Raw genomic sequence first — 25,061 nt, forward strand, 5'->3', positions numbered from 1 at the left:
GCGATCTCAGCGGAGCACGCCGGGCAGGCCCGGCGCGGGGTTCAGGGTGCTGCTGTGGCGCACGTCGAAGGTCTTCTGCGACTTCTTCTCGGGCGTCGCGGTGATCTGGCCGTCGAGTCGGTAGTCGACGGCGCGACCCGAGGCGAGCGCATCGGCCACCGCGAGCTTCGCAGCGGTGGCGGGCTGCACGCGCACGTCGATGACGTCCGCCGATTCGGGCCCGATGTCGAGCCCGGGCGAGGCCACGACGTCGCCGGCCGCCTGCTGCGCCGCGTTGAGCGTCAGCCGCACGCTGTCGAAGCGCATCGGGATGGAGCTGTAGTTCTGCAGGCGAAGCTGCAGATCCCAGGCGCCGTCGGCGCGCACGGTCAGTTGCTGGATCTGCGCGGTCGGCTCGGACACGCGACGCACGGGGCCGCCTGCGCAGGCGGCGAGCAAGGCGAATGCGGTGCCGGCGAGGGCGAGGCGGAGGGGCGTAGCAAGACGCATCGAGCGGCTCCTGTCGGAATCGCGTCGAGCATACCGCCCCGCACGGTGGCTGCGGAGCACGGCGGTCGCGTCAGTCCAGCAGGCCCTTGCGCAGCGCGTATCGCACGAGCTCGGCGGTGTTGCGGACGCCTACCTTGTCCAGCACGCGTGCGCGGTGGTTCTCCGCGGTCTTCGCGCTGATGTCGAGCTTTCGCGCGATTTCCTTGGTGGTGTGGCCTTCGGCGATGAGGTGGAAGACTTCGCGCTCGCGCGCGGTGAGCCGGCCGTAGGGGTCGTCGAGCGTGCGTTCGGGATGCTGCAACTGCTGCGCGAGCGTGCGCGCCGCCTGCGGCCCGAAATGCCCGCGCCCCGCGTGCAGGTTGCGCACGGCGGCGAGCAACTCGGACGCTGCACTGTCCTTGACCAGATAGCCCGACGCGCCGGCCCGCACAGCCTGCAGCACGTACTCGTCTTCCTGGTGCATGGTCAGCACCAGCACGCGCGTCTGCGGCAACGCCTCGCGCAGGCGACGCACGACCTCGATGCCGCCGAGCCGGGGCATGGAGAGATCCGCGACGACGATGTCGGGCTGCACCGCGATCGCCTTCTCGACCGTCTCGATGCCGTCGGCCGCCTGCGCGACCACCTGCACGTCGCCGTCCGCCTGCAGCAGGCCCACCAGGCTTTCGCGCACCAGCGTGTGGTCGTCGGCGATGAGGATGCGGATCGGCATCGGCGCACCGTGCGGTGCCGGCCGTGGCGGCGTCAAGCCGGGGCGCGCCCCACGCTAGCCCGCGAGTGGCACGATCGCGCGGATGCGCGTGCCGTGGCCCGGCTCCGAATGCACTTCGAGGACGCCCTCGAACAGGCGCAGGCGTTCGCGCATGCCGGACAGGCCGCTGCCCGAGGCGCGCGCCGCGAGGTCGAACCCGACGCCGTCGTCGACCACCTGCAACTGGAGCCGGCCGTCGCGTTCGACCAACCGCAGCAGCACGCTGCGCGCTTTGGCGTGCTTGGCGATGTTGTTCAGCGCCTCCTGCGCGACGCGGAACAGCAGCGTCTGGCGTTCGCCGTCCAGCGGCGGCAGCGGTTCGACTTCGACGGCGACCGAAATCCCTGCCGTCTGGCCGACGCTGCGGCCAAGCCATTGCAACGCGGGTTCGAGGCCCAGGTCGTCGAGGATGGTGGGACGCAGCAAACGCGACAGTTCGCGCGTGTCCTCGAGCGTGTCGGCGCACAACGACACGGCGGCGTCGAGCGCATCGCGGAGCCCCGCGGCGTCAGGTGAATCACGCAACTGCGCGAGGCGATGCTTGAGTGCGGTGAGGTTCTGCCCAACGCCGTCATGCAGGTCGCGCGCGAGGCGGCGGCGTTCGTCTTCCTGCACGCGCAGCACCGAGCGGCCGAGGCGTCGGAATTCGCGTTCGTTCGCTTCCAGGCGCTGCACGAGCTGCGCGTAGCGGTCGACAGGATCGTTCATGGCGTCTTCGATGCGACCGCAGGCGAGGGCGCTGGCCGCGCTGCCGCGAATTGGGCGCGGGCGTCGCGCGCTGCGGCGTCGGCATCGTTCGCAGCCGCGCTGTCACCGAGCGTACGCTCGGCCGCAGCGGCCTGCTCGTGCAGCGATGCGACGACGGGGTTCGATGTTCCGCGCAGCCACGTCGAGGCATCGCGATACAGGCGGAGCGCGGTGTTCGCATCGCGACGCGCAAGCGCCGAACGCATCGCCAGATCCGTCCACTGCAGGCGAAGGCCGGCGTTGCCGAGTGCCGCCGTCGGCGCGTCGAGCGACGCGGGATCGCGGCCCGACATCCGCGCCTGCAGCAGGTCGAGCTCGAGTTGCAGCGCGCGCACGCCGGACGCCACGGCGAGCGGTTGCGCTTTCGCGAGCGCGGCGAGCGCACCGCGTCGGTCGCCGCGTGCATCGGCGAGCTGTGCGCCGAGGCGGCCGGCGATCGCGCGCTGCTCGGTCGACGCCTCCGCGAGATCCGCCTGAAGCGCAGCGAGTACACGCGACGCGGCGTCGACATCGCCGGCATCGAGTCGCGCTTCGGTCTCCAGCAGTCGCGCATCGACGCTGCCGCGGAGGTCGTCGCGTTCCTTGAATAAGCGCAGCGCCGCCGCTGCGTTGCCGACGGCCGCGCCGGTATCGCCGCGCGCGATCGCGAGCTCGGCGAGGTTGCGATACGCGACCGCCGCTTCCTCCGCCATCTGGCGACGCTGCGCCTGCGTGAGCGCATCGTGCTGCGCCTCGTTCGCCGCGGCCCAACGTCCACGCGCGGCATGCAGCAGGCCGAGGTTCTGGCGCGTGCGGATGACGCCGGTTTCATCGCCGAGCGTTCGGTAGGCCTCGGCAGCACGCTGCCAGTACGTCTGCGCGTCGTCGTAGGCGCCGAGCTGGTATTGCGCGAAGCCGATGTCGTTGAGCGCCTGCGCGACGCCGTGCGGATCGCCGGCGCGCTCGTAGCCCTGCAACGCGAGCCGGAATGCGTCGAGCGATGCCGCGTAGTGACCGCGCTCTTCCTCCAGCAGCCCACGCTCGTTGTCGACCGCCGCGAGCCCCGCGCGATCGTTGAGTTCCACGTTGATGCGACGCGCTTCGTCGAGCGCGGCCGCCGCGGCGTCGAACGCACCGCGCTGGCTCAGCAGGTTGGCGAGGTTGCGTTGGCTGGTCGCGACGCCACGCCGATTGCCGACCGCGCGTCGAAGCTCGACGGCGCGTCGGTACTGCTCCTCGGCATCCGCCGTCTGACCGAGCCGGCCATAGCCCACCCCGAGCGCGTTCACGGTCTCTGCTTCGCCGTACGCATTGCGGCCGCGCTTGAACAGCACCAGCGCGCGCAACAGGTAGTCGTCGACTGCGGGGCGCGCGTCGCCCTTGAGGATCGAGAACTTGCCGAGTTCGAACCAGGCGCGGGCGTCCTGCGCGTCGTGCTCGGTGAGCTGCTGAAGTTCGGCGACGGCGGCGTCGAATTCACCGGCCGCGCCCAGCGAACGGGCGAGCTGGAGCTGCGCGAACGTGTCGGAGGGCGATTGCGATGCCAGCGCGCGCCATGTCCGTGCTGCCCCTGCCGCGTCGCCCTCGAGCAGGGCACGCGAGGCGCCCAGACGCTCACGAAGTCGCGGCGGCAGGGTGGACGCACCGCGTTGCGCGCGATCGATGGCGTTCAGTGCGACATCGTCCTCGCCGACCGCCTGTGCGACGTCCGCGAGCGCGATCGAGGCCGCCGGATCATCGCGGTCGAGCGCAGTAGCCTGCTGCAGCGTGGCGAGCGCGACGTCGTAATGGCCGGCGCGGCGCGCGAGTTCCGCAGCGCCCTGCAGGGCCAGCGCGTTCGACGGCGGCAGGCGCACCGACGGTGCGGCGGTCATGCCGAATATCGACGTGGCTTGCGGAAGTCGAAGCCACGCCGCGAGCGCGTCGGCGGGCGAGGGCGCGTTCGGGCCGGCGATGCGGATGTCGCCCGCACCGTCCTGATCGCCCGCGACATGCCAGCCTTGCTTCGTGTGTGCGAGTTCGAGGCGCACCACGCGGCTCGCGGCACCGGCGCGACGCATCGCGTCCAGCGAGGGACGTCCTGTCGCATCCAACTGGCCGAGCGCCTGCAGCATGCGATCCGTGTCGACGCGCGCGAGGCCCGGCGCATCGGCCAGCGCGGCACGCAGTCGCATGTCGAGACCAACGCGTTCGCTCTCCGGCACGTCGTCGCCTTCCAACGGCATCAGCAGCACGCGATCGAGCGGTCGCGACGGCGCGGGCGCCACGGCATCCACGGGCGCGCGGTGCGTCCACCAGTACGCGCCGCCGCCGGCCGCGATGAGTGCGATCGTGATGGCCGCTAACCACCTTGCGCTGCGTACGCGATCGCGCGGCACCTCGCGACGGTCGATCGCCTGCACCACCGCGGCCGCATCGGGCAGCCGATGCGCGGGCTGCGGACGCAGCAAACGTTCAACGAGTCGCGCGACCCACGACGGCACGCCCGCGCGCTTCGTCGTCACCAGCGGCGGCGTGCGTACGAGTCGCTGGGCGAGTGCTTCGGCAGCGGTCGCCGACGCGAACGCGCGTTCACCGGTCAGCATTTCGTGGAGGATCAGGCCCAGCGCGTAGAGATCGCTGCGCGGTCCGATGGGATCGCCGCGCGCCTGCTCGGGCGACAGGTAATCCGGCGTGCCGACGATGCCCGCCGTCGCGCTGCGCGTGCTGGTCGCGATGGATCGCGCGACGCCGAAGTCGGTGATCGACGCGTTGCCGTCCGCCGCGACGAGCACGTTCGCCGGCTTGAGATCGCGATGCACGACGTCGCGCGCATGCGCGGCCTGCAGCCCCAGCGCGACATCGCGCGCGATGCGCAGTGCGACGTCGACATCGAGCGGGCCGCGATCGATGATGCGATCCAGCGGCTCGCCGTCGATCAGGTCCATGCTGATCAGCCAGCGAGTTTCGCCGTTCGCGAACTCGTGGCGCGCGATGTCGTGGATGCGCACGACGTGCGGGCTCGACACCTGCCGCGCGAGCAGCAACTCCTGCCGGAACCGTTCGAATGCATCGGCGCGCTGTGCGATCTCGGGACGCAGCAGCTTGATCGCGACGGGCACGCCGAGCGATTCGTCCAGCGCGCGATACACCACGCCCATGCCGCCGACGCCGACCAGCCCTTCGATACGGAAACGCCCAGCCAACAGCGTGCCGGGCGCGAGGTCCATCTGCGCGTAGAGGCCGGTGGACGTCGCGTCGGTCATCGCGTCGGCGCGTGACCCGCGAGCAGTTGCGACCAGTCGCCGGCGCTCGGCGGATCCACGCCGCCCTGCGCTTCGCCACGCGCCGCCAGCCACAGCGCGCAACGTTCGGCGAACGCCTGCAGCAGCTCGACGTCGAGCGTGGTCAGCGGCGGGCCGGCTTCACGGCGATCGGCGTACACGGCGCCAAGCGCGCGGTTGCCGTCGAGCAGCGGCAGCGCGACGAGCGTGCGCAGGCCGCCGCGCACGACGGACTCGCGGCCCGACAGCCAGGCGTCCTGGCCGATGTCGTTGAACACCACCGGCGCGCGCGTGCGCAGCGCCTGCGCGACGGCGCCGAGGCTCCCCGTGAATTCGGGCCCGGTCGCGAGCGATGCGTCGAGCGCGATGGACGTCGCCACCCGATAACGCCCGCCGCCCGCGATCAGCACGAAGCCACGCGTGCAGCCGGCAAGTTCCAGAACGGCGCGCAGGCTGTGTTCCAGCAGGGTGTTCGTCGGCGCTGCGCCTTCGCGCGGTTGCGCCATCGCTTCGAGGCGCGCGGTCATCCGCGACGCTTCATGTCGCCGCTCCTGCCAGCGACGCGCCTGCTCTTCGGCCGCGTTCGTGTCGAGCATCGCGAACTCGCAATGCACGTCGCCGAAGCGCAGCCAGCAGCTGCGCGCGAGCGCCGTCTGGTTGATGCGCGCGCCGTCGACGAACGAGCCGTTCTTGCTGTCGAGATCCAGCAGCCGCCATGTGCCGTCTACCTGCGGTTCCAGCTCGGCATGGCGACGCGACACCGACACATGCGACAGCAGGAGATCGGCCTCGGGTGCACGGCCGATGCGCAGGCGATCGCCGGGGGCGACGATGCGCGCGATCGCGGCGCCTTCGGGGATGTATGCGATCAGTCGTGCCTGCATGCCTGCATCTTAGGGCCAGTTCTGCCGCTTGCCATGCGATGCACCGCACCGTACGCAGCGGTGCGGGCCGCGAAAACGCGAAGCCCCCGGCGGTGCGGGGGCTTCGGGGATGAACGCGACAGGTTGCCGCCGGTCTAGTGTCCCAAGTTGCGCAGGTAGGCGATCGAGAACTTCGCCGTCGCGACGCCCGCGAGCAGCTCGCCCGCGGTGTTGTTGCCGCCGCCGCCCGCGAGCCACGTGTCGGGAATCGCGGTGTCGGCACGGGCATCGACGCGTGCGGCCAGCGCGTCGAGCGCGGCCAGTGCGTCGTCGTAGCGGGCATCGGCCACCGCCTGCGCGGCGGTCGCGCGCTGCGCTTCGAGCGGCGCCGCTTCGGACGCCGGCAGCGTCGCGATGCGCGTGCGCAGGCGCTCGAGCTTTTCGTCGACGACGTCGCCGGTACGACGCACGTCGGCGAGGATCAGGAACTGCGAGAAGCCGCCCGTGGTGCCGCGCGCGCGCACGCTGCCCTGCGCCACTTCCGTCGTGATGTCGCGGAACGCGCCACCCAGCGGCGCCTTGAACAGGCGATAGCTGGAGCCGTAGGTGTAGGCGAGTGCGTGCGTGTGGATCTCGACCTTGACCGTGCGGTCGAAGGACAGGCCGCCGGCGGGCGGCTCGACCGTCACCAGCAGCGGGAAGGCCGAGTCGAGCGACGCGAGCGACCCCGGCAGGCGCGCGAGCAGCTGCGGGTCGCTGAGCGACACCGACTGCGCCGAGATGCCGAGGTTCGCGGGCGTCAGGCCGTGCGGCGAGTCGAAGGTGAGCGTCATGTCCGCCAGCGGCGCAGTGGACGGCCCGATCACCACGGTCGCGACGCTGCCCTGCACGTCGACCTGCACGGGCAGGGACTGTGCGGAGGCGAGCGGAGCGGCGAGCGCGAGCAGGGCGAAGATGAAGCAGCGGACGAGACGCGTCATGGCGACTCCGAAGCGTGTTGAACCCCTGGATGCGGCGACGCTAGGGCCGGTGCGGTGAAGCAGGCGTCGTCGCGGACGCCACGACGGTACACCGGATGCCCGGGCCGGCGCGAGGCGGGAAACCCCCATCGGTTCATGGGTGTTTACCCCTGCGGCGCGTGGAGGCAACACCGGATGGGACGCCGGTCGCAGGAATGGGACAACAGGCCGTCGCCCGCCGGGCGCCCCGACCTGGAGTCCCCCGATGTCCGCTTCGCGCTCCCTCTCCCTCCGCGTTTCCGCCCTCGCGTTCGGCCTGCTCGCCAGCGGCGTCGCGCTGGCCGATGCCCACCTCGACAGCCAGCTGGTGCAGAAGCTGGCCGCCGCCGCCCCGGCCGACCAGATCGGCGTCGTCGTCACCTATCGCCAGTCCGGCCCGGTCAACGCGACCGAACTCGCCACCCTCAAGTCGCTCGGCATCGAGAAGGGCCGCACGATGCGCACGCTGCCGATCGCGGGCGTGCTCGCCACGCCTGCGCAGATCCGCACGCTCGCGAAGGACGGCGACGTCGTCTCGATCTTCTACAACGCGCCGCTGCGCTATTTCGACGTCGAAGCGAACCAGATATCCAGCGTCACCCGGGCGGTCTCGAACCCGGGCGACTTCAGCCGCGCGATTCCCTTCAGCGGCAAGGGCGTCGGCGTGATGATCAACGACTCCGGCATCGACGCGACGCACGACGATCTCAAGCTCGGCACGCACGTCGTGCAGAACGTGCTCGCGCCGCAGAACATCCTCGCGTCGCTCGCGTCCGACGTCGCGCCCGGCATCGTGCCGATGACCTATCTCGAGAACGTGCCGAACTCCGACATCAGCTCGGGCCACGGCACGCACTGCGCCGGCATCGTCGGCGGTAGCGGCCAGCGTTCGAACGGCCTGTATCGCGGCGTCGCGCCGGGCGCGTCCCTGGTCGGCTACGGCTCGGGCGCCGTGATCTCGATCCTCGACGCGGTCGGCGGCCTCGACTACGCGGCGACGAACCAGTTCAGCTACCGCGACACGATCCGCGTCGTCAGCAACTCGTGGGGCAGCAGCGGCACGTTCGAGCCGACCAACCCGGTGAACGTCGCGACCTACGAGCTCTACAAGCGCGGCATCGTCAGCGTGTTCGCGGCGGGCAATGACGGCCCCGGCGAAGACACGCACAATCCCTATGCGCAGGCGCCGTGGGTGATCTCCATCGGTGCGAGCGAGAAGGATGGCGTGCTGACCGGCTTCTCGTCGCGCGGCAAGCGCGGCGAAACCGGCACGTTCACCATGCCGGACGGTGTGGCGTGGACGTACCGCAACGAACCGACCATCGTCGCGCCGGGCGTCGACATCGTCTCCGACCGCGACCTCGCCGGCGCACTGCCGCCGCTGGAAGCGCAGCACGATTCCGAGACGCTCGATCCGGCGTACCTGCCGTTCTACACGCACATGAGCGGCACCTCGATGGCGACGCCGCACGTCGCCGGCATCATCGCGCTGATGCTCGAGGCCAACCCGAACCTCACGCCGGCGCAGGTCAAGGACATAATTTCGCGCACCGCGACCAACATGACCGGTCGCCTGGCGTGGGAAGCGGGCGCGGGTCACATCAACGCGTATGCCGCCGTCGCCGAGGCGAGCAAGGTGCGCACGGGCTACGGTGCGACCGTCAACGCGCTGCGCACGTTCAACTCGAACGCCGTGCTCGCGAAGGGCGCCGATCCGGTCCCGTTCTCGCTGTTCTTCTCGCCCGTCGGCACCGTCGACACGATGGAGTTCGACGTCGGGCCTGACGTCGCGTTCGTGAGCGCGCGTTCCACCGTCGACAACACCGTCGCGCTGGTGCTGATCGATCCGGACGGCGAGCAGTACGGTTCGTCGATCGCGCTGCCGGTCGAAAGCGACACGATCACGATCGGTGCGCCGGGCAAGCCGGGCAAGTGGAAGCTCACGGTCCGCGGCATCGGTTCGGTGTCGGGCGTCGCGCTGGATCCGGCGAAGGCCACGAACGGTTATGCGGCGCCGGGTTACGTCGACGGCGAGATCAGCTTCCTCAACTCGGGCGGCTACACCGGCCTCAACGACATCGCCAACCATCCGGCACGCTCGGCGATCGAGTTCGCGGTCGCCAACCGCCTCGTCGACGGCTATTCGGACAAGAACTTCCGTCCGGACGCCAACATCAAGCGCATCGAGCTCGCGCAGTACCTGTCGATGGGCCAGAACATCCGTCAGTCGCTGCCGTTCAACGGCAAGTCGAGCTTCAGCGACATCGGCACCGGCACCGTGGGCTATGCGGCCGCGGAAGCCGCGATCGCGAAGGGCGGCTCGCTGCGTGATCTCGCGCATTCGCAGGACGGCGTGATGGGCACGGTCAACGGCGCATTCCGCCCGAACGATTCGGTGACGCGTGTGTCGCTGGTCTACTCGCTGGTGCAGAGCATGGCGTTGCAGTCGCAGGCGCACTCGTTCAGCGGCGAGCTCACGGCCGCGTACGGCACGCAGCGTGTGCCGGTCGCGGATGCGGCGTCGATCCCGGCGGCCCTGCGCGGTTACGTCCAGCTCGCGCTCGACCTCGGCCTGATCAACGCCCGCTTCGCGGTCGAGCAGGGTCCGTACGACCTGCAGCCCACGCTGAAGGCGTACTTCGATCCGAACAAGACGGTGACGCGTGCGGCCTTCGCCGTTGCCGCCGGTCGTTACCTGACCGCGTACCAGGCTGCGCAGGACTGATCGCGTCCCCACCGCGACAGTCGTGCACAAAAAAACGCCCCGGGTCACCGGGGCGATTTCCTTTGCGACGAGACCAGGCGCGTTACTTGCTCGCGACGCGCTCGGCCTCGCGGATTGCCTTCGTGTCCAACGGACGGATCGCCTGGATGCGACAGGGCATCGTGCGGCCGGCGCCGAGCGGGATCACGTCATCGAGACGTGCCGACACCTCATTGATGATCCCGCTGTGTGTCAGCTGGATGCCGTGGGCCCATTCGAGGTCGGGGCAGTGTGAGAGATCGAGGAGATAAGCGCGGCCGGGCGACGTCCACAGCGCAAGCGCATCCGGCCCGAGCGGCGTCCACTGCGTGAAGCTGCTCGTGTAGACGAAATTGTTGACCGGCGCGCCGGCATTCGATCGATAGAGTTCCAGCTGGCGGGCGGTCTTGGCGGGATCGCTCGCGCATCCGGCGAGCGCGACCGCGGCAGCCACGAGTGCGACGAGAGTTCGCATGGCATCTGCTCCGATGCAGTTCAGTACACCGATCATGCGCCTCCGCCGAGCGCGACTGAACAGGCGGCGCCGACGGTGTTCAGGCCGCATGCGGCTTGCCAAGCCCTCCACGCGTCCGTAACATGCCGCCTCCCACGGCGACCCCGTGGATCCGGCCGGGTAGCTCAGTTGGTAGAGCAGGGGATTGAAAATCCCCGTGTCGGCGGTTCGATTCCGTCCCCGGCCACCATAATTCGATCGAAAAAGCCCGCAGCCGCTGCGGGCTTTTTTGTTGCCCGAACGTCGCCTTGACCCGGCTCGCCGCAGGCGGTCGAATGGCGGTCGAACCGCGGAGATCGCCATGAAGCTCTGGTCCATCGATGGCAACGCGCAAAAGCTCGACGGCGGCGCGATGTTCGGCAACGCGCCGCGCGCGCTGTGGTCGCGCTGGGCGGCGCCGGACGAGCAGGGTCGCATCGATCTGGCGTGCCGCGCATTGCTGGCGTCGCCGCTGGCGGGCAAGACCGTGCTGTTCGAGGCCGGCATCGGCGCGTTCTTCGAGCCGAAGCTTCGCGACCGCTACGGCGTTGTCGAGGACCGCCACGTGCTGCTCGACTCGCTCGCGCACGCCGGCTTTGGCCCCGATGACATCGACGTCGTGGTGCTTTCGCACCTGCATTTCGACCACGCGGGCGGTTTGCTGTCGGCGTGGAAGGAAGGCGCGGAGCCGTCGCTCGTGTTCCCGAACGCGACCTACGTCGTCGGCCGCCGCCATTTCGAACGCGCGCTCGATCCGCATGATCGCGACCGCGCGAGCTTCATCCCGGCACTGCCCGGCTTGCTGCAGTCGACGGGGCGACTCGAACTCGTCGACAGCGAACACTCGCGCACGCTCGGCGACGCGGTGCGCTTCCATTTCAGCGATGGCCACACGCCGGGCCTGATGCTCGCGGAGATCGTGGCCGCGCACGACGCCAACGGCTATCCGCATGGTGGCGTCGTGTTCTGCGCCGACCTGATCCCGGGGCGGCCCTGGGTGCACGTGCCGATCACGATGGGCTACGACCGCAACGCTGAGCTGCTGATCGACGAGAAGAAGGCATTCCTCGACGACATGCTCGCGCGCGACGTCCATCTCTACTTCACGCACGACCCCGCGTGCGCGCTCGCGCGTGTCGTGAAATCTTCGGACGGGCGTTTCAGCACGACCAACGAAGTGCCCGCGTTGCAGGCGCGTCCGCTCGCCGCATGAGGCCGATCGCGACGCTGGCGCTGGCTGCGCTCTTCGCCGCCGGCATTGCCCGTGCGGACGTCGCGCCGGAGAACGATCCGGCGCCGTCGAACGCGCTGGAGGATCCCGACTTCCATGTCGGCTCGAAGCAGTTCGGACTGGAACGTCGCGTCGAGATGTTCCAGTGGACGCGGGCCGACGACGGGCGCTACGGCACGATCTGGAACGCCGCGCCGATCGCATCCGACGAGTTCGATGCGCAGCACCGCAATCCTTCGAAGCTTCCGATCCGCAATCGCCAGTGGTGGGTCGATTCGGTGTCGCTCGACGGTCGTCCGCTGCCGATCGACGTCGTTCGGCTCCTGGGGCAATGGCAGACCGCGCGCCCGAATTTCTCGCGGCTCCCCGCCGACCTCGGCGCGAGCTTCCAGCCGGAAGGCGACGGCCTCGCGAGCAGCTACAACCCGCTCGCACCCGAAATCGGCGATGTGCGCATCACCTGGCACGAGTTCGTGCTTCCGCCGCTCGCCGGGAAAGTCGAACTCCGCGATGGCGTCTGGCAGTTGAGCGCGAAGGTGGCAGCGGCGCCCGCGGTTGCGCGGCCCGCCATCGACATCGCGGCCGCCGCGCGCAAGCCGGCGATGAAGCTGCGTCCCTGGCTCATCGCGATCGCCGTGGTCGCACTCGCGGGCCTGTGGTTCCTCACTCGCGCGATCACCGGAGGCAAGACCTGATGCCCGTCGTGACACTGCTCGTCGCCGGCCTGCACGGCCTGCTGCTGTTGTCGCTGTCGCTGCCCGTCGTGCTGATGCGCCGCGGTCGCAGGGTGGGCCTCGGTGACGGTGGCGATCCGCAACTGCTGCGCCGCATTCGCATCCATGCCAACTTCATCGAGAACGTGCCGTTCGCGCTGATCGTGCTCGCGTTGCTGGAACTGTCGGGGCTGGAGCGCTCGTGGGTCGCGGTGCTTGGCGGCATGTTGCTGATCGCGCGGCTGTTGCACGCGCTCGGGTTGTCGCGGTCGTCGGGCTATTCGTTCGGACGATTCACCGGCACCGTTCTGACGTGGACGGTGATCGGCACGGGATCGATCTTGGCGATCGTTCGCAGCATCGCGATGCTCACCGTCCACTGAACGTCACGCACAAAAAAGGCCGGCGATCTGCCGGCCTTTTTTTGTCGCGGAAAACGCCGGTTACGCCGCGGCGGCCTGCTCGATGCGCGGGCCTTCCTTCAGCGCGCGGCCGACCATCCCGACCACCATCTCCAGCTCCTCGCTGGTGATCGTGAACGTCGGCGTGAAGCGAAGTGAATTCGCGCCGCCGTGGATCACGCCGATGCCGCGCTCGCGCAGCCATTCCTCGGTCGAACCCGCGCCGTAGCACTTGAACTTCGGCGACAGCTCGCACGAGAACAGCAGGCCGGTGCCTTGCACCTTGGTGATCAGGCCGCCGAGTTCCGACTTCAGCGCTTCGAGGCGCTGCAGCGCTTCGGCACCGCGTGCGCGGATGTTCTCGCGCACCGCCGGAGTCACCAATTCGATGACGGCACACGCGACGTCGAGCGCGCGCGGGTTGGTCGTCATCGTGTTGCCGTACAGGCCCTTGCGATACAGGCCGGCCGCGCGACCGTTCACCGCGAGCACCGACAGCGGGTACTGACCGGCGTTCAGCGCCTTCGAATACGTTTCCATGTCGGGCGGATCGATGCCTTCGAAACCGGGGTAATCGACGATCGACAGCACGCCGTTCGCGCGCAGGCCCGCCTGGATCGAGTCGACCAGCAGCAGGCCGCCGTGCGACTTCGTGAGTTCGCGCGCAGCGTCGTAGAACGCTCGCGGCACGCTGCGGCCCGGATCGCCTTCGCCCATGACCGGCTCGAGGAACATGGCCTCGATGAACCAGCCGTTCGCATCGGCGTCGGCGAACGCACGACGCAGTGCGTCGACGTCGTACGGCTCGACGGTGATGACCGAATCCTCGCCGCGATAGCTCGCGAGGTGCTGCGCGTAGGTCTTGCGCGACGAGTCCGAGTAGAGCGCCGGGCGCTCGGTGCGGCCGTGGAAGCTGCCCTTCACCACGAGACGCTTGATCGTGCGGCCGGCATGGCGCGCGCCCGTGTCGGTCATCAGCTTGGCGTTCGCGTCGGCGATGCGCGAGGCGAGCGACACCGATTCGGAGCCGGAGTTGAGGCAGAAGAAGCGCTCGTACGGGCAACCGTTCGCGAGGCCGATCACGCCGCGGATCGCGCGGTCGAAACGACGCTGCGCCAGCGACGGCGTCATGATGTTGGCCATCACCTGCGGCTTGGTCATCGCCTCGATGACGGCGGCCGGCGCATGGCCGAAGCCGAGCATGCCGTAGCCGCCCGAGTCGTGGAGCACCGCGCCCTTGAGCGTGACCACCCACGGGCCGCGCGCGACCAGGGCGACGTACGGATTCACCGCGTCGTCCGGATAGAAGTTGACGTAGCCCGCCTGCACGCCGTGGATCTGCGCGTCCTCGTCGAGATCCAGCAGGTCGGCGACGTCGGCCTTCACCGCCTCGAACTCACGCGCGGCGGCTTCGATGGCTTCGCGCAGGTCGGCGTGCGAGGCGGCGAAGCGTTCGATCGTCGCGTCGTCCAGGCCCACCGTCCGGCGGGTTCCGCCGCGGGCGCGCAACGGCGCGAGAAGGGCGACGGCGTTCGGTGCGGGGTTCGACATGACAGCGGCTCCTGGGTCCTGACGACTGCCGGAAAACGCGGGAAAGACGCGGGCGCGGAAGCGCGCGCGAGGCGTTTTCCGTTTCCATTCAAAAGGTTGCGGCTATGCTATCACGCGGTTTTTGCGCCGATAACCCCCGCCGCGCCGGTACACTACGCGGCCGTCCGCGCCGCGGATGAACGGTCGACGATGGTTCCGTCCGCCTTGAAGAAGTCCGATTTCGACTACGAACTTCCGCCCGAGCTGATCGCACAGGCGCCGCTCGCCGAGCGCACCGCGAGCCGTCTGCTGGTGGTGCCGCCGGGCGATGCGCCGTTCGAGGATCGCGTCTTTCGCGATCTCCCGAACCTGCTGCGCGCGGGCGACCTGCTCGTCTTCAACGACACCCGCGTGATTCCCGCGCGCCTGTTCGGCCAGAAGCGCACGGGCGGTCGCGTCGAAATCATGATCGAGCGCCTGCTTGGGGGCGATCGCGCGCGGGCGCAGCTCGGCGTGAGCAAGTCGCCGAAGGCGGGCGCGGAGATCGAGCTCGACGCCGGCGGCATCGCACGCGTGCTCGGTCGTGAAGGCGAGTTCTACGAGCTGCAGTTCGAGGTCGCGGAACCGCTGGAATCCTGGCTGCTGCACGCCGGCCGGCTGCCGCTGCCGCCGTACATCCAGCGCGAACCCGGCAAGGACGACGCGGAGCGCTACCAGACCGTGTTCGCGAAGGAAGTCGGCGCCGTCGCCGCGCCAACCGCGGGCCTGCATTTCGACGAAGGCCTGCTGGGGCAGTTGCGCGAGATGGGCGTCGAGTTCGGCCACGTCACGCTGCATGTGGGCGCGGGCACCTTCCAGCCCGTGCGCGTCGACGACCTGAGCCAGCACGTGATGCACAGCGAGTGGATCAACGTCGGCGCCGCACTCGTCGAGCAGATCCGTCGCACGCGCGAGGCGGGCGGGCGCGTCATCGGCGTGGGTACGACGGTGGTGCGTGCGCTAGAAAGCGCGACGCGGCATCACGACGATGGCAGCGTCGAACTCGTGCCGTTCGCCGGGGAGACGCAGCTCTTCATCCTGCCGGGCTATCGCATGACCAGCGTCGACGCGATGGTCACCAACTTCCATCTGCCGCAGAGCACGCTGCTGATGATGGTGTCCGCCTTCGCGGGTCGCGATCGCATTTTCGAGGCGTACCGCCACGCGATCACCGCGCGCTACCGCTTCTTCTCGTACGGCGACGCGATGATGTTGTGGCGCGCCGCGCCGCTATAGCACTCGCATTCGGCGATGCGTCAACGCGTCGCCACGCGCTGCTGACACCCGCTTGCGGGCTTTCAAACGTACCCGGACCAACCCCATGAGCCGCATGTCCTTCCAGCTCCTCGGCACCGACGGCGTCGCCCGTCGTGGTCGCCTCACGTTCCCGCGCGGAACGGTGGAGACGCCCGCGTTCATGCCGGTGGGCACCTACGGCTCGGTGAAAGGCGTCACGCCCGATCAGGTGCGCGAGCTCGGCGCCGAAATCATCCTCGGCAACACGTTCCATCTCTATCTGCGACCGGGCCTCGACGTCATCGCCGACCACGGCGGGCTGCACGGCTTCTCGCGCTGGAACGGGCCGATCCTGACCGACTCCGGCGGCTTCCAGGTCTTCTCGCTCGCGCATCGTCGCAAGATCACGGAGGAGGGCGTCACATTCGCATCGCCCGCCGATGGCGCGAAGGTGTTCCTCGGCCCCGAGGAGAGCATGCGCATCCAGAAGGTGCTCGACTCGGACATCGTGATGATCTTCGACGAGTGCCCGCCCGTGCATAAGGACGGCGTCCCGGTGTCGCCGGACGTCATCCGTCGCTCGATGGAGCTGAGCCTTCGCTGGGCCGAGCGCAGCAAGCGCGCGCACGAGGGCAACGACGCCGCGCTGTTCGGCATCGTGCAGGGCGGCGTGCATCGCGACCTGCGCACGAAGTCCGCGGATGGCTTGAAAGCCATCGGCTTCGACGGCTACGCGATCGGTGGCCTGGCAGTGGGTGAAACCGAGGACGAGCGCAACGCGATGCTCGACCACACCGCGCCGCAGCTCCCGACCGACCGACCGCGGTACCTGATGGGCGTGGGTCGACCTGAAGATCTTGTCGAGGCCGTGGCGCGCGGCGTCGACATGTTCGACTGCGTCATGCCGACGCGGAATGCACGCAACGGGCATTACTTCACGTCCACCGGCGTGGTGCGCGTGCGCAACGCGAAGTACGAGCGCGACACGCGCCCGATCGAGGAAGGCTGCGACTGCTACGCCTGCCGCAACGGTTACACCCGCAGCTACCTGCGCCATCTCGACCGCTGCAACGAGATGCTCGGCCCGGTGCTGGGCACGCTGCACAACCTGCGCTACTACCAGCGCCTCATGGCCGGCATGCGCGAGGCGATCGGGCAAGGGCGGTTCGCCGACTTCCGCGAGGCGTTCTACGCCGCACGCCGGAGCGGCGAGGGCGGCTGAACGGGCTGGAGGTCCGTACGGCAGGCCCGGGAGGCCCGGGACGCGCGTGGCATAATCCCGGGTCGCTTTCGCCGGATCCACCCATGTCCCTGCTCGATTTCGTGAGTCCCGCCGCCCACGCCCAGGCCACCGGTGCTGCACCCGGCGGCGCCAGCGGTGCGCTCGGCTTCCTGCCGATCCTCATCGTCGTGTTCGTCATGTACTTCCTGATGATCCGCCCGCAGATGAAGCGCGCGAAGGAACACCGCGGCATGCTCGACAAGCTCGCCAAGGGCGACGAAGTGCTCGCCGCGGGCGGCCTCGCCGGCACCGTGACCGACATCGGCGAGAACTTCGTGACGATCGAAATCGCCGACGGCGTGCGCGTGCGCGTTCAGAAGACCGCGATCGGCAACGTCCTGCCCAAGGGCACGCTCAAGGCGGCCTGAGCCGCGACGACTTGAAGGCGGCTGCGGCCGCCCTTACACGCTTTGGACGCGGCGGGGAGCCGCCTGGACTTCGATGCTGACCTACCCGCGCTGGAAATACGCCCTCGCCGTCATCCTGCTGCTGTTGAGCGCGCTGTACGCGCTGCCCAACGTGTTCCCGCAGGACCCGTCCGTGCAGGTCACCGCCAACCATGGCGGCACGATCAACCCCGCGCTGCAGACGCGCGTCGGCGACGTGCTCGCGAAGGCCGGCGTGCCTCCGAAGGGGATGGAGATCAAGAACGGCAACCTGCTCGTCCGCTTCGCGAACCCCGACCAGCAGGTCAAGGCCGCGGACCTGCTTCGCGATCCGCTGGGCAACGACTACGTGGTCGCGCTCAACCTCGCGTCGACCGCGCCGGAGTGGCTCGCGAACATCGGCGCCAAGCCGATGACGCTCGGCCTGGACCTCCAGGGCGGCGTGCATTTCATGATGCAGGTCGACCAGAAGGCCGCGATGGAAATGCGCGTCGACGCGCTGGCCGAAGACGTGCGCGTGCAGTTGCGCGACGCCGGCATCCGCTACGAGTCGGTCGAACGTCGTCCGGACGGCGCGGTCGTCGCCACGCTCGCGCCGCAGGACGTCGCGCGCGCGCAGCAGCTCATCCTCAAGGGTCAGCCGACGCTCGACATCCAGACCGCGGGCGGCACGATGACCGTGCGCGTCAATGCGGCCGAGCAGCAGCGCCTCGCGCTCGAGGCCGTCGAGCAGAACGTCAGCACGCTGCGCAATCGCGTCAACGCGATCGGCGTCGGCGAGCCCATCATCCAGCGCCAGGGCACCGACCGCATCGTCGTCGAGCTTCCGGGTGTGCAGGACACCGCCCAGGCCAAGCGCATCATCGGCGCGACCGCGACGCTCGAATATCGCGCCGTGACCGAAGGCGACGCGCAGGACGCGGTGACCACCGGCAACGTGCCGCCGGAAGCGCGCGTCTATTACCGTCGTCCGCAGACGCCGAACGGCCCGCGTGCGCCGGTGCTGCTGAGCAAGCGCGTCATCACGTCGGGCGACCAGCTCGTCGGTGCGACCGCGACCACCGATCCGCAGAGCGGTACGCCCGCGGTCAGCGTCCGCCTCAACGGCGTCGGCGGTCAGCGCATGTTCGACTTCACCAGCGAGAACGTCGGCAAGCCGATGGCCGTGGTGTACATCGAGCGCGTGCCGGAGGTGAAGGTGGTCGACGGCAAGGAAGTCCGTACGACGCGCGTCAACGAGGAAGTGATCTCGGTCGCGACCATCCAGGGCGTGTTCGGCAAGGAGTTCCAGACCACGGGTCTCTCGAGCGCGACGGAAGCCTCCGACCTCGCGCTGCTCCTGCGTTCGGGTTCGCTCGCCGCGCCGATGGACTTCGTCGAAGAGCGCATCGTCGGGCCTAGCCTCGGTCGTCAGAACGTCGAGCGCGGCCTGACCGCCGTCGCGGCGTCGTTCGGCTTCACCCTGATCTTCTTCCTCGTCTACTACCGCATGTTCGGCATCATCACGAGCCTCGCGCTGCTGATGAACCTGCTGATGGTGGTCGCGATCCTGTCGGTGTTCGGCGCGACGCTCAGCCTGCCGGGCCTTGCCGGTGTCGCATTGACCGTCGGTATGTCGGTCGACGCGAACGTGCTGATCAACGAACGAATCCGCGAGGAATTGCGACTCGGCCTGCCGCCGCAGACCGCGATCTCGGAAGGCTACGAACGCGCCAAGGGCACGATCGCCGACGCCAACCTGACGACGATCCTCGCGGGCCTCGCGCTGTTCGCGTTCGGCACCGGCCCGATCAAGGGCTTCGCCGTGACGCTCATCGTCGGCATCCTGACCTCGATGTACACCGCGGTCTCGGTGTCGCGCGCCATCGCGACGCTGATCTACGGCCGTCGCCGCAAGCTGCAGTCGATCGCGATCTAAGGGAAGACGTTTTCCATGAAGCCTTTCAATGTTTTCCCGTACGACAGCAACGTCGACTTCATGCGCCTGCGGTGGGTCTCGCTGACCATCGCCGGCCTGCTGATGCTGGCCTCGTTCGGCGCGATGATCTTCCACGCGTCGCAGGGCGGCCTCGACAAGACGTTCAACTTCGCGCTCGACTTCACCGGTGGTTCGGTGGTGGACCTGCGCTTCGACCAGCCGGTCGACACCGACCAGGTGCGCAGCCGTCTTGACGCCGCGGGCTTCCGCGGCGCGCAGGTGCAGGGTCTCGGCACCGGTCGCGAGCTGATGGTCCGGCTGCAGGCGGAAGGCGGCGAGGCCAAGGACCGCACGGCTGCGGCAGTGGTGCAGGCGGCGAGTGCGCCCGGCAACGCGGCGCACGTCGTGCGCAGCGACTTCGTCGGCCCGCAGGTTGGCCAGGAGCTCGCGTGGAAGTCGCTCTACGCCTTCATCTTCGTGCTCGCGGGTCTGCTGATCTACATCTCGTTCCGCTTCGAGCTGAAGTTCGCGATCGGCGCGATCATCGCGACCATCCACGACGTCAGCATCGTCGCGGGCTGGTTCGCGATCACACGCCACGAGTTCGACCTGACGGTGCTCGCGGGCCTGCTCGCGGTCATGGGCTTCTCGATCAACGACACGATCGTGGTGTTCGACCGAGTGCGCGAGAACTTCCGCAGCATGCGCGCCACGCCGCGCGAGATCATGAACAAGGCGATCAACCAGACGCTGTCGCGTACGGTGATCGTGTCGTTCGTGGCCTTCCTGTCGATGCTCGCGCTGTACCTGTTCGGTGGCGCGTCGCTGCGCGGTCTCGCCGAAGCGCAGATCATTGGTACCGTGATCGGTACGCTGTCATCGATCTTCATCGCCTGCCCGCTGCTGTTGTGGTTCGGCGTGAGCAAGCAGGACCTGATGCCGAAGGCGAAGGACGAAGCGGCGCTCGCGCGTCGTCCGTAAGTCTTGTCGACGCGACGCAACGAAGGGCCGCAGCGATGCGGCCCTTGTTGTTTTCGGATGGCACGAATCGACATCTCCCTACGCGGCACGCCAAACATCGCTGCGACGCTCGACCCAGCAAAAAGGCCGCATCGCTGCGGCCTTTCGCATATCCGGCGGGTGGGGGCGGTCAGCCGGCGTCGAACGCCATCGCGTAGCCGGTGTCGACGATGCGCTTCTGCAGTTCGTCGCAGACCTTGAGGTTGCCCGCCACCAGCGGACGACCCATGAGGCCGCGGTTGTCCATCGGCCCCGTGGCGCGGCCGCGGTAGTCGACGACCTTGCCGCCGGCCTCGCGCACCATCAGCACGCCGGCCGCGATGTCCCACGGCTTCACGCCGGCCTCGAAGTAGCCGTCGGCGCGACCGCAGGCGACGTAGGCCAGGTCGAGCGCGGCCGAGCCCGTACGACGGATGTCCTCGGCCTGCAGCAGCAGGCTGTCGACGCACTTGAGCTGCGCGCTCGCACGCTCGCGCTCGCGCGGCGGGAAGCCGGTGATGAGCATCGCGCCGTCGAGATCCTTGCGGTCGGCCACGCGGATGCGCTTGTCGTTGAGCACCGCGCCGGCGCCGCGGCTGGCGGCGAAGATCTCGTTGCGCAGGGGATCGAAGATCACGCCGTGGATCGGCTCGCCGTTCTCGACCAGCGCGATCGACACGCAGAAGTGGGGGATGCCGCGCAGGTAGTTGCTGGTGCCGTCGAGCGGATCGATGACCCACGTGTAGCGCGCACGCGCGCCGGTGTTCAGCGGGCCGCTTTCCTCGCCGAGGATCGCGTAGTCGGGCGTCGCACGACGGAATTCCTTGATGATTTCCTTCTCGGCCAGGCCGTCGACTTCGCTCGCGAAGTCCATGCGGCCCTTCTCGACGACGTTCAGCGCGTCGAGCTTGTGCATGTGGCGGAGCAGCACGTTGCCGGCGGCGCGCGCGGCCTTGATCATCAAGGTGATGGCGGGTTTCTGCATGGGGATGTCCGGGCGCGCGGCCGTGGAAAAGAGCGATCCCGCCATCGGCGGCGGGGCGCGAAGCTTACCATTGCAGGCATGACCTCCGATTTCATGACGCTCGCCGCCGACCGCATCCGCATCGTGCTGGTGGGCACGCAACACCCCGGCAACATCGGGTCCGCCGCCCGCGCGATGAAGACGATGGGCCTGCGCCGGCTGGTGCTGGTCGCGCCGGAGAAGGCGCCGAATGCCGAGTCGGACGCGCTCGCCGCGGGCGCGGACGATGTCCTCGCCGCCGCCGAGCATTTCGACGACCTCGCCTCCGCGCTGGCCGGCTGCACCCGCGTGATGGGTTGCACGGCGCGCAGCCGCCGCGTCGCACTGCCGGAGCTCGCGCCGCGCGACGCGGCCGTCGCGCTTATCGACGGGGCGGTGCAGGGCGACGTCGCGCTGGTGTTCGGCCGTGAACGCACGGGCCTGACCAACGACGAGCTGCACCTCTGCCACCAAGCCGTGCACATCCCGGCGAATCCCGACTACAGCTCCCTCAACCTTGCCGCCGCGGTGCAGGTGCTGGCCTACGAGACGCGCATCGCGCTGCTGGATCGAGTCGCCTCCGGCGAAGCAGCCGAGCCCCGAGACCCGCCGGCGTCGCACGAGCAGCTGGAAGGCTTCTACACGCAGCTCGCCGACACGCTCGACGCCATCGATTTCCACAAGGGCCGCACGCCCGACAGCGCGATGCGCAAGCTGCGCCGCATCTTCAACCGCGCCGCCCTCGACGAGCGGGACGTTCGGCTGCTTCGCGGCGTGCTCGCCGATGCGCAGCGCATGGCCCGGCTCGCGGCCGACGCAAGCGGCAGCAACGGCGCGCCCGGGGCGTGAAGGAAACGGCGCGGATCGCAACGCGCGTCCCAAACCGGGCGGTTTTGCTTTAGGCTCCGCGAGGGCCCTCCGGTCGTTCGCCTTGATCACGCGCGTTCTCCGCTACGCCTGGCTCCTGCTGCTGGCACTCGCCTTGGCCCCCGCACCGCTCGCAGCGGCGGGTGATCCGTCGTCGACGGGCGTGCTCGTGCTCGGCCGGGTGAGCGACGATCCGTCCCAGCACTACGACCAGCTCAAGCCGCTGCTCGACTACGTCGTGCCCCGCATGGCCGACGTCGGCATCCGTGAGGGCCGCATCCTCATGGCGCGCGACCCGCAGCAGATGGCGAGCTACATGCGCCGAGGTCGGGTCGACTGGGTCACCGAAACGGCCGGCACCGCGATGTTGCTGCAGCAGCGCGTCGCCGCACGTCCGCTGCTGCTGACCGAACGCGACGGCGTGAGCCGCTATCGCAGCGTGTTCTTCGCGCGGCGCGACCGCGGCCTCGCGTCCATCGACGACCTGCGCGGACACCGCATCGCCTTCCAGCGGCCCTCATCGACCAGCGCCTACTACGTGCCCGCCGGCGTGCTGCTCGACCGCGGCATGAAGCTCGAGATCCTGCTGTCGCCCGATGACCAGCCGGCGCCGGGTTCGGTCGGCTACCTGTTCGCGCGTTCGGAACTCAACATCGCGACCTGGGTGCACAAGGGGCTGGTCGATGCCGGCGTCATGAGCAACGTCGACTGGGAGAACCCGGCACGCGTGCCGTCGACGTTCCGCCGCGACTTCGTCCTGATCGGGCAGTCGCCCGACTACCCGCGCGCCGTCGAAGTGGTGCGCGGCGATCTCGATCCGCGCATCGCGGCGCGGCTGCGCGAAGTGCTGCTGCAGGCTGCGAACGACCCGGCCGGTCGCGACGCGCTGCTCGCGTTCTTCGGCACCACGCGCTTCCTGCCGCTGGACACGGACGCCGAGCGCGCGCTCGCCGGCATCGGTCGCGGCGTCGCGCGCATCAAGGCGGACGTGGAATGAGGTTCCGCATCGGCCTGCAGGCGCAGTTCTTCGCCATGGTCGGCTTCGCGATCCTCGCCGCCAGCGCGGTGATGATCCTGTTCTGGATGCGCCAGCAGGAGGTGCAGACCACGGTCGAGCGTCTCTCGCGGCAGGCGTCCGACCAGGTGCTGGACGCCAACCTGCGACGTCGCGCGGAAGGCACGACCGGTCAGCTCGCCAAATCGCTCGTCAACCCGTTGTATTACTTCGACCTCGATGCGGTCGGTGACCTCGCGAAGGGCACGTTGCGTCAGCCCGGCGTGCGCTACGTGCTCGTGTACGACGCCGACGGCAACGTGTTGCACGACGGCACGCCGGATATTCCGACCTACGGCCGTCGCATGGACGACGCGCTCGCGTTCGAGGCCATCGGCGCGCGCGACGTGCACGCGCAGATGACGCGCGATCTTCTCGACGTGTCCGCGCCGATCATGATCGGCGGGTCGCGACTGGGCGGCGTGCGCATCGGCTTCGACCGCACCGAAGGGCGCGACTTCCAGCAGATCGCGATGGGGCAGTTGCGGACGCAGATCCGCGACCTGGGCAATCGCCAGCTGCTGGCCATCCTCCTGCTCAGCGCGGCGTTGCTCGCGCTCGGCGGCGTCGTGCTCGCGCTGATCCAGCGCACGATGGTGCGGCCGATCAGCCACCTCGCCGATTCGGCGCGCGCGATCGAGGCCGGCCACTTCGACACCGGCCTGCCGGTGAGCCGACGCAACGATGAGCTCGGCGATCTCGTGCGCGCGTTCGGCCGCATGAGCCAGAGCGTCGCGAGACATGATCGCGAAATCCGCCGCATGGCCTATACGGATGCGCTGACCGGTCTGGCGAATCGCCTCGCGTTCCGCGAGATGCTCGACGCGCGCCTCATGCAGCTCAAGGGCGCCGGCCGCGAGCTCGCGCTGCTGTTCGCCGACGCCGACGACTTCAAGCGCATCAACGACACGCTGGGTCACGACGCCGGCGACGAAGTGCTCCTGCAGTTCGCGCATCGGATCTCGGACACGGTGACCCAGATCGGTGGCCCCGATGCGCGCGTGGCGCGTTTCGGCGGCGACGAGTTCGTGATCCTGATCGAGGACGGCGACGTGCGTGCCGGTGCGACGCGGCTCGCCGAGCGCCTCGTCGAAGTGCTGTCGGAACCGTTGGTGGTGCAGGGCCGACAGGTGTTCCTCGGCACGTCGGTCGGCGTCACGCTGTTCCCGGATGACGCCGACGGCGCGACGTCGCTGCTCAAGAACGGCGACATCGCGATGTACCAGGCGAAGGTCGCGGGCAAGAACTGCTATCGCTTCTACAGCCGCGCGATGAACGAGGCGGTCGAGCGTCGCGTGCATCTCGAGAACGAGTTGCGCGGTGCGTGGGATCGCGGCGAGCTGCGTCTGGTGTATCAGCCGGTCTATCGACTCAGCGACCAGAAACTCGTGGGCGCCGAAGCGCTGCTGCGGTGGCGGCATCACGAGCAGGGCGTCATCGCGCCGTCGGTGTTCATCGACGTGGCCGAGCAGAGCGGTCTCATCGAGACCATCGGCCCGCAGGTGATGCGTGCAGCCTGTGGCGATGCGATGCGGTGGGAGCAGGCGCGCGCCGCCGATGCCATGCCGCTGTTCGTGTCGGTGAATGTGTCGCCACGACAGCTTCGCAGCGGCGACCTGGCGCGTATGGTCGAAGCAAGCTTGCGCGATGCCGGCCTGTCGCCCGACCAATTGCACATCGAACTCACCGAGACGGCGGTCATCAGCGACGAAGCGCATGCGAGCCAGCTGCTGACGCGTCTGCGCGCGCTCGGCGTCAAGGTATGGCTGGACGACTTCGGTACCGGTTTCTCCGGGCTCTCGCACCTGCGTCGTGTGCCGGTCGACGGCGTCAAGATCGATCGCAGTTTCGTCGCGGACGTGCTGCGCGATCCGGATGATCTTGCGCTCACGACCGCGATCATCGCGATGGCGCATTCGCTCGGCATTACCGTCGTGGCGGAAGGCGTCGAGAAGGAAGGGCAGTACGCGCTGCTGCGCGAACGCCGATGCGACCTGGCGCAGGGCTACTGGCTGGGCCATCCGCTCGAGATGGATGAATTCCTCGCGCTCGTGGCGGACGAAGTCGTCGCCTGAG

General features: G+C 69.1%; 21 protein-coding genes and 1 tRNA gene. 13 read left to right on the top strand and 9 right to left on the bottom strand.

The window, feature by feature from the left end; genetic code table 11:
- Window positions 1-6 precede the first annotated feature (6 nt).
- The 6 genes from EVS83_RS03570 to EVS83_RS03595 all read right to left on the bottom strand — a co-directional run bounded on the left by EVS83_RS03570 (window position 7) and on the right by EVS83_RS03595 (window position 7,072).
- Complete coding sequence (locus EVS83_RS03570) at window positions 7-489, bottom strand: LEA/WHy family protein (RefSeq protein WP_133499643.1); 483 nt, start codon at window positions 487-489, stop codon at window positions 7-9.
- Window positions 490-559: 70 nt separating this feature from the next.
- Window positions 560-1,201 carry a response regulator gene (locus EVS83_RS03575; protein ID WP_133499644.1) on the bottom strand — a complete coding sequence of 214 codons (642 nt, stop codon included), beginning with the start codon at window positions 1,199-1,201 and terminating at the stop codon, window positions 560-562.
- Between the two features lie 54 nt (window positions 1,202-1,255).
- Window positions 1,256-1,948 (bottom strand): sensor histidine kinase, encoded by a 693-nt coding sequence (locus EVS83_RS03580; RefSeq protein ID WP_133499645.1) that lies wholly within the window; start codon window positions 1,946-1,948, stop codon window positions 1,256-1,258.
- Window positions 1,945-5,211, bottom strand: coding sequence for a serine/threonine-protein kinase (locus EVS83_RS03585; RefSeq protein WP_133499646.1), 3,267 nt, complete (start codon window positions 5,209-5,211; stop codon window positions 1,945-1,947). Before EVS83_RS03585 ends, EVS83_RS03580 begins: the two co-directional genes overlap by 4 nt.
- Window positions 5,208-6,113 carry an FHA domain-containing protein gene (locus EVS83_RS03590; RefSeq protein WP_246022760.1) on the bottom strand — a complete coding sequence of 302 codons (906 nt, stop codon included), beginning with the start codon at window positions 6,111-6,113 and terminating at the stop codon, window positions 5,208-5,210. The genes EVS83_RS03585 and EVS83_RS03590 overlap by 4 nt, the downstream gene beginning before the upstream one ends.
- Before the next feature lie 134 nt (window positions 6,114-6,247).
- The gene (locus EVS83_RS03595) at window positions 6,248-7,072 is read right to left on the bottom strand and encodes a DUF6689 family protein (RefSeq protein WP_133499647.1); all 825 of its coding nucleotides are present in this window, start codon (window positions 7,070-7,072) and stop codon (window positions 6,248-6,250) included.
- Between the two features lie 244 nt (window positions 7,073-7,316).
- Between EVS83_RS03595 and EVS83_RS03600 the strand changes: the two genes are divergently transcribed.
- Complete coding sequence (locus tag EVS83_RS03600; RefSeq protein ID WP_133499648.1) at window positions 7,317-9,815, top strand: S8 family serine peptidase; 2,499 nt, start codon at window positions 7,317-7,319, stop codon at window positions 9,813-9,815.
- Window positions 9,816-9,897: 82 nt separating this feature from the next.
- Here EVS83_RS03600 and EVS83_RS03605 read toward each other — a convergent pair whose 3' ends face one another.
- Complete coding sequence (locus tag EVS83_RS03605) at window positions 9,898-10,308, bottom strand: DUF6491 family protein (RefSeq protein ID WP_133499649.1); 411 nt, start codon at window positions 10,306-10,308, stop codon at window positions 9,898-9,900.
- Between the two features lie 153 nt (window positions 10,309-10,461).
- Here EVS83_RS03605 and EVS83_RS03610 point away from each other — a divergent pair.
- The 4 genes from EVS83_RS03610 (at window position 10,462) to EVS83_RS03625 (ending at window position 12,653) form a co-directional block, all read left to right on the top strand.
- Window positions 10,462-10,537: transfer RNA gene (locus tag EVS83_RS03610), tRNA-Phe, on the top strand.
- Between the two features lie 111 nt (window positions 10,538-10,648).
- Window positions 10,649-11,539 carry an MBL fold metallo-hydrolase gene (locus EVS83_RS03615; protein WP_133499650.1) on the top strand — a complete coding sequence of 297 codons (891 nt, stop codon included), beginning with the start codon at window positions 10,649-10,651 and terminating at the stop codon, window positions 11,537-11,539.
- Complete coding sequence (locus tag EVS83_RS03620; RefSeq protein WP_133499651.1) at window positions 11,536-12,252, top strand: TMEM43 family protein; 717 nt, start codon at window positions 11,536-11,538, stop codon at window positions 12,250-12,252. Before EVS83_RS03615 ends, EVS83_RS03620 begins: the two co-directional genes overlap by 4 nt.
- Window positions 12,252-12,653 (top strand): MAPEG family protein, encoded by a 402-nt coding sequence (locus EVS83_RS03625; RefSeq protein WP_133499652.1) that lies wholly within the window; start codon window positions 12,252-12,254, stop codon window positions 12,651-12,653. Before EVS83_RS03620 ends, EVS83_RS03625 begins: the two co-directional genes overlap by 1 nt.
- Before the next feature lie 60 nt (window positions 12,654-12,713).
- On the opposite strand, the gene EVS83_RS03630 is transcribed toward EVS83_RS03625, so the two are convergent.
- The gene (locus EVS83_RS03630; protein ID WP_133499653.1) at window positions 12,714-14,222 is read right to left on the bottom strand and encodes an aminotransferase class III-fold pyridoxal phosphate-dependent enzyme; all 1,509 of its coding nucleotides are present in this window, start codon (window positions 14,220-14,222) and stop codon (window positions 12,714-12,716) included.
- Between the two features lie 204 nt (window positions 14,223-14,426).
- Between EVS83_RS03630 and queA the strand changes: the two genes are divergently transcribed.
- From queA to secF, 5 genes are all read left to right on the top strand, one after another.
- Window positions 14,427-15,476 (top strand): tRNA preQ1(34) S-adenosylmethionine ribosyltransferase-isomerase QueA, encoded by a 1,050-nt coding sequence (queA, locus tag EVS83_RS03635; RefSeq protein ID WP_133499654.1) that lies wholly within the window; start codon window positions 14,427-14,429, stop codon window positions 15,474-15,476.
- Window positions 15,477-15,561: 85 nt separating this feature from the next.
- Entirely contained in the window at window positions 15,562-16,698 is a 1,137-nt protein-coding gene (tgt, locus tag EVS83_RS03640) for a tRNA guanosine(34) transglycosylase Tgt (protein WP_133499655.1), read from the top strand.
- Window positions 16,699-16,781: 83 nt separating this feature from the next.
- A complete protein-coding gene (gene yajC, locus EVS83_RS03645; RefSeq protein WP_133499656.1) occupies window positions 16,782-17,126 on the top strand; it encodes a preprotein translocase subunit YajC in 345 nt (114 codons plus the stop codon).
- Window positions 17,127-17,199: 73 nt separating this feature from the next.
- Window positions 17,200-19,062: a protein translocase subunit SecD gene (secD, locus tag EVS83_RS03650; protein WP_133499657.1), complete on the top strand. Its 1,863-nt coding sequence runs from the start codon at window positions 17,200-17,202 to the stop codon at window positions 19,060-19,062.
- Window positions 19,063-19,077: 15 nt separating this feature from the next.
- Entirely contained in the window at window positions 19,078-20,043 is a 966-nt protein-coding gene (gene secF / locus EVS83_RS03655; RefSeq protein WP_133499658.1) for a protein translocase subunit SecF, read from the top strand.
- Window positions 20,044-20,212: 169 nt separating this feature from the next.
- On the opposite strand, the gene EVS83_RS03660 is transcribed toward secF, so the two are convergent.
- The gene (locus EVS83_RS03660) at window positions 20,213-21,046 is read right to left on the bottom strand and encodes an inositol monophosphatase family protein (RefSeq protein WP_133499659.1); all 834 of its coding nucleotides are present in this window, start codon (window positions 21,044-21,046) and stop codon (window positions 20,213-20,215) included.
- Between the two features lie 78 nt (window positions 21,047-21,124).
- Here EVS83_RS03660 and EVS83_RS03665 point away from each other — a divergent pair, with 78 nt between their 5' ends.
- The 3 genes from EVS83_RS03665 (at window position 21,125) to EVS83_RS03675 (ending at window position 25,060) form a co-directional block, all read left to right on the top strand.
- On the top strand, window positions 21,125-21,913 hold the full coding sequence (locus EVS83_RS03665) for an RNA methyltransferase (protein WP_425456058.1): 789 nt from the start codon (window positions 21,125-21,127) through the stop codon (window positions 21,911-21,913).
- Window positions 21,914-21,998: 85 nt separating this feature from the next.
- Window positions 21,999-22,928, top strand: a complete 930-nt coding sequence (locus tag EVS83_RS03670; protein WP_425456059.1) for a phosphate/phosphite/phosphonate ABC transporter substrate-binding protein — start codon at window positions 21,999-22,001, stop codon at window positions 22,926-22,928.
- Window positions 22,925-25,060 carry a putative bifunctional diguanylate cyclase/phosphodiesterase gene (locus EVS83_RS03675; RefSeq protein ID WP_133499661.1) on the top strand — a complete coding sequence of 712 codons (2,136 nt, stop codon included), beginning with the start codon at window positions 22,925-22,927 and terminating at the stop codon, window positions 25,058-25,060. The genes EVS83_RS03670 and EVS83_RS03675 overlap by 4 nt, the downstream gene beginning before the upstream one ends.
- Window position 25,061 lies beyond the last annotated feature (1 nt).

The sequence above is a fragment of the Cognatilysobacter terrigena genome (assembly GCF_004361065.1).
GTDB classification, from domain to species: Bacteria; Pseudomonadota; Gammaproteobacteria; order Xanthomonadales; family Xanthomonadaceae; genus Cognatilysobacter; species Cognatilysobacter terrigena.

Excerpts from the sequence above, each read along its gene's own strand:
- EVS83_RS03570 (WP_133499643.1), bottom strand. The coding sequence starts at position 489 with ATGCGTCTTGCTACGCCCCTCCGCCTCGCCCTCGCCGGCACCGCATTC.
- EVS83_RS03575 (WP_133499644.1), bottom strand. The coding sequence starts at position 1,201 with ATGCCGATCCGCATCCTCATCGCCGACGACCACACGCTGGTGCGCGAA.
- EVS83_RS03580 (WP_133499645.1), bottom strand. The coding sequence starts at position 1,948 with ATGAACGATCCTGTCGACCGCTACGCGCAGCTCGTGCAGCGCCTGGAA.
- EVS83_RS03585 (WP_133499646.1), bottom strand. The coding sequence starts at position 5,211 with ATGACCGACGCGACGTCCACCGGCCTCTACGCGCAGATGGACCTCGCG.
- EVS83_RS03590 (WP_246022760.1), bottom strand. The coding sequence starts at position 6,113 with ATGCAGGCACGACTGATCGCATACATCCCCGAAGGCGCCGCGATCGCG.
- EVS83_RS03595 (WP_133499647.1), bottom strand. The coding sequence starts at position 7,072 with ATGACGCGTCTCGTCCGCTGCTTCATCTTCGCCCTGCTCGCGCTCGCC.
- EVS83_RS03600 (WP_133499648.1), top strand. The coding sequence starts at position 7,317 with ATGTCCGCTTCGCGCTCCCTCTCCCTCCGCGTTTCCGCCCTCGCGTTC.
- EVS83_RS03605 (WP_133499649.1), bottom strand. The coding sequence starts at position 10,308 with ATGCGAACTCTCGTCGCACTCGTGGCTGCCGCGGTCGCGCTCGCCGGA.
- EVS83_RS03615 (WP_133499650.1), top strand. The coding sequence starts at position 10,649 with ATGAAGCTCTGGTCCATCGATGGCAACGCGCAAAAGCTCGACGGCGGC.
- EVS83_RS03620 (WP_133499651.1), top strand. The coding sequence starts at position 11,536 with ATGAGGCCGATCGCGACGCTGGCGCTGGCTGCGCTCTTCGCCGCCGGC.
- EVS83_RS03625 (WP_133499652.1), top strand. The coding sequence starts at position 12,252 with ATGCCCGTCGTGACACTGCTCGTCGCCGGCCTGCACGGCCTGCTGCTG.
- EVS83_RS03630 (WP_133499653.1), bottom strand. The coding sequence starts at position 14,222 with ATGTCGAACCCCGCACCGAACGCCGTCGCCCTTCTCGCGCCGTTGCGC.
- tgt (WP_133499655.1), top strand. The coding sequence starts at position 15,562 with ATGAGCCGCATGTCCTTCCAGCTCCTCGGCACCGACGGCGTCGCCCGT.
- yajC (WP_133499656.1), top strand. The coding sequence starts at position 16,782 with ATGTCCCTGCTCGATTTCGTGAGTCCCGCCGCCCACGCCCAGGCCACC.
- secD (WP_133499657.1), top strand. The coding sequence starts at position 17,200 with ATGCTGACCTACCCGCGCTGGAAATACGCCCTCGCCGTCATCCTGCTG.
- secF (WP_133499658.1), top strand. The coding sequence starts at position 19,078 with ATGAAGCCTTTCAATGTTTTCCCGTACGACAGCAACGTCGACTTCATG.
- EVS83_RS03660 (WP_133499659.1), bottom strand. The coding sequence starts at position 21,046 with ATGCAGAAACCCGCCATCACCTTGATGATCAAGGCCGCGCGCGCCGCC.
- EVS83_RS03665 (WP_425456058.1), top strand. The coding sequence starts at position 21,125 with ATGACCTCCGATTTCATGACGCTCGCCGCCGACCGCATCCGCATCGTG.
- EVS83_RS03675 (WP_133499661.1), top strand. The coding sequence starts at position 22,925 with ATGAGGTTCCGCATCGGCCTGCAGGCGCAGTTCTTCGCCATGGTCGGC.